Raw genomic sequence first — 3,013 nt, forward strand, 5'->3', positions numbered from 1 at the left:
ACTTTAGGAAAATCGAATCAAGAAATTGCTGCCTTGAGTAGAAGTAGTCATCAATCGCAAGGTTTTGGAACAACGGGAAATCGTGGTGATGAAACTGAATATCTAGAACTAATCAATGGAACCCCCTTAAAGGATAATTCTAATTTATTTGAAGGAATTGATACCAGTTGGAACCGAATTAAAGAAGGAAAACCTATTGGAGATTTGCTAACTAAAATTAGCAGTGAATACGATTTCAACTCTCCATCCACAAGCATTCCAAATTTGATCAAAGCGTATCAAATGATTCAATCTTTAAAAGATTCACATTGGAAAACAATAAAATCAGAAGAAGTAAAAAACTGCATTGCAAACTGTGCAGGATTGTACCTTGAAGCAGTTTCAAATCAACAAGAAATTACTCCAGGAACACTTTTAAAACTTAAAATAGAAGCCATAAATCGTACTACAAACGACGTTCAATTGATTAGCGTAACTACTTTACCTAATAAAACAACGATACCCCAAAACAAAGTACTACGAAACAATCAAATAAACAAAATTGACATTGATTTTCAAATTCCACAAACTATTGATTATACCCAACCGTATTGGTTAAAAGAAACAGGTAGCTTAGGTATGTATGCTGTTTCAAATCAAGAAAACATTGGAATTCCAGATATTATCAGAGAAACCAAAGTTGTTTTTAATGTAAAAATAAATCAAGTTGAGATTCCGTTTGAGCGAACTATTGTTTACAAACAAAATAGTCCCGTTAAAGGAGAAATGTACCAATATCTAGATATTTCTCCCGAAGTAACGACGAGTTTCCTCAATAATGTATCACTTTTTAATCATCAAAAAAACAAAACTATAGCTGTCAGAGTTAAGGCTGGAAAAGAAGAAATTAAAGGCAATTTAAAATTAGAATTACCTGATAATTGGATCGTTACTCCAACAGATATTCCTTTCGAAATAAAGAAAAAAGGAACTGAGAAATTGTTTTATTTTGATGTGACACCTCCTTTAGAAAGCACTGAAGTTTTTGCAAAAAGCATCATTAAGCTGAACGAAAAACAATACGATAACGACCAAATAACAATTGACTATCCACATATCACCAAACAACAAATATTAAAATCTGCAAAAGCTAAATTTATAAAATTAGACTTAAAAATTGGAACTCAAAAAATTGGCTATATCATGGGAGCTGGCGATGCGATTCCAGAAAGCCTTATCCAAATGGGATACGATCTTACTCTCCTGAATCCTGAAGAAATTAATACGGAAACCTTAAAATCCTTGGATGTTATCATCACTGGAATTCGTGCATATAACGTTATTGAAGAGTTAGTTAGTAAACAACAAATATTATTCAATTTTGTAAAAGAAGGCAAAACAATGTTGGTACAATACAATACTCCTAGTCTATTGCCCGAAGTGCAATTAGCTCCATATCCATTGAAAATATCTAGTGACCGAGTGACTGAAGAAAATGCGACCGTACATTTTATAAATCCCAATCATCCCGCTTTAAATTATCCCAACAAGATCACAACAAACGATTTTAAAGGATGGACACAAGAGCAAGGTTTGTATTATCCAAATGAGTATGATGCAGCTTTCACCCCTATTCTCTCTTCAAATGATACAGGCGAAAGTCCAAAAAATGGTGCTTTACTTATCGCTTCCTATGGCAAAGGTTATTATATTTATACTGGTTTAAGTTTTTTTAGAGAATTACCCGAAGGAGTATCAGGTGCTTATCGCTTGATGGCTAATCTTATTGCTTTAAAAAACACACCTACTGAAATAAAACCCACAAAACCTTAATTTACAAAAGTATGAAAACTAAAAAAAAGACCAAATGGGAGAAAAAATATACTTGGGTGCTCATTGCTAATGCAATTTACATCACTATTTTTTATTTAATAATGAAATTATACTCATAAACGATGCAACTATTTGATTGGATTATACTCATTTTTACCCTTTTATTTATAGTAATTTACGGGGCTTGGAAAACCAAAGGAAGTAAAAATGTACAAGACTTTATTTTGGGCGGAAATGAAACACCTTGGCATACAGTAGGTTTATCAGTTATGGCAACTCAGGCGAGTGCGATTACATTTTTATCCACTCCTGGTCAAGCCTACCATGATGGAATGGGGTTTATTCAGTTTTATTTTGGACTACCAATTGCCATGATTGTTATTTGTTTAACGTTTATTCCTATTTACCATAAATACAAAGTTTATACTGCTTATGAATACTTAGAAAAACGATTTGATTTAAAAACCCGTTCTCTCGCAGCTGTTTTATTTTTGTTCCAAAGGGGGTTAGGAACAGGATTAACAATCTATGCTCCAGCGATTATTTTATCCGCTTTGTTAGGCTGGAATTTGACCTATATGAATATCGTTATTGGGGTATTAGTAATTATTTATACATTTTCAGGAGGAACCAAAGCGGTCAATGTAACCCAAAAACAACAAATGTTTGTGATTATGTCGGGGATGTTCATTACCTTTTTCTTGATTCTTCGCTTTTTACCTAATGACATGACTTTTAGTAATGCAATGCATATTGCTGGCGCAAACTCCAAGATGAATATTGTTAGTTTCTCCACTGATCCTGAAGATAAATATACTTTTTGGAGTGGAATCACAGGTGGTTTCTTTTTAGCTTTAGCTTATTTTGGAACAGATCAATCACAAGTAGGACGTTATCTTTCCGGGAAATCTGTTCGAGAAAGCCAAATGGGATTAATCATGAACGGATTACTAAAAGTTCCAATGCAGTTTTTCATTCTTTTAACGGGTGTGATGGTTTTTGTCTTTTTTCAATTCAACCCAGTGCCTTTGAATTTTAATCCAAATAACAAAATTGCAATTGAAAAATCAATTTACAAAACAGAATACCGCAACTTAGAAAAAGATCTTGAAACCCTATCCGAAGATAAAAAAGTAATTAATTTGTTGTATATCGACCAATTGAATCAAGATTTTGATAATCCAATACTTCGAAAAGAGTT

Annotated in this window: 2 protein-coding genes; both read left to right on the plus strand. The window is 32.9% G+C overall.

Going from position 1 to position 3,013, the window contains the following annotated elements:
- Window positions 1-1,812, plus strand: a 1,812-nt coding sequence (locus WBQ70_RS04725; RefSeq protein ID WP_423911257.1) for an LmbE family protein, incomplete at its 5' end; no start/stop codon positions are given.
- A 122-nt stretch (window positions 1,813-1,934) separates the two neighbouring features.
- The coding region (locus WBQ70_RS04730) for a sodium:solute symporter family transporter (protein WP_423911259.1) at window positions 1,935-3,013 on the plus strand (1,079 nt) is incomplete at its 3' end.

It is taken from the genome of Flavobacterium sp. (genome assembly GCF_049590715.1).
In the GTDB taxonomy this organism is placed as follows: Bacteria; Bacteroidota; Bacteroidia; order Flavobacteriales; family Flavobacteriaceae; genus Flavobacterium.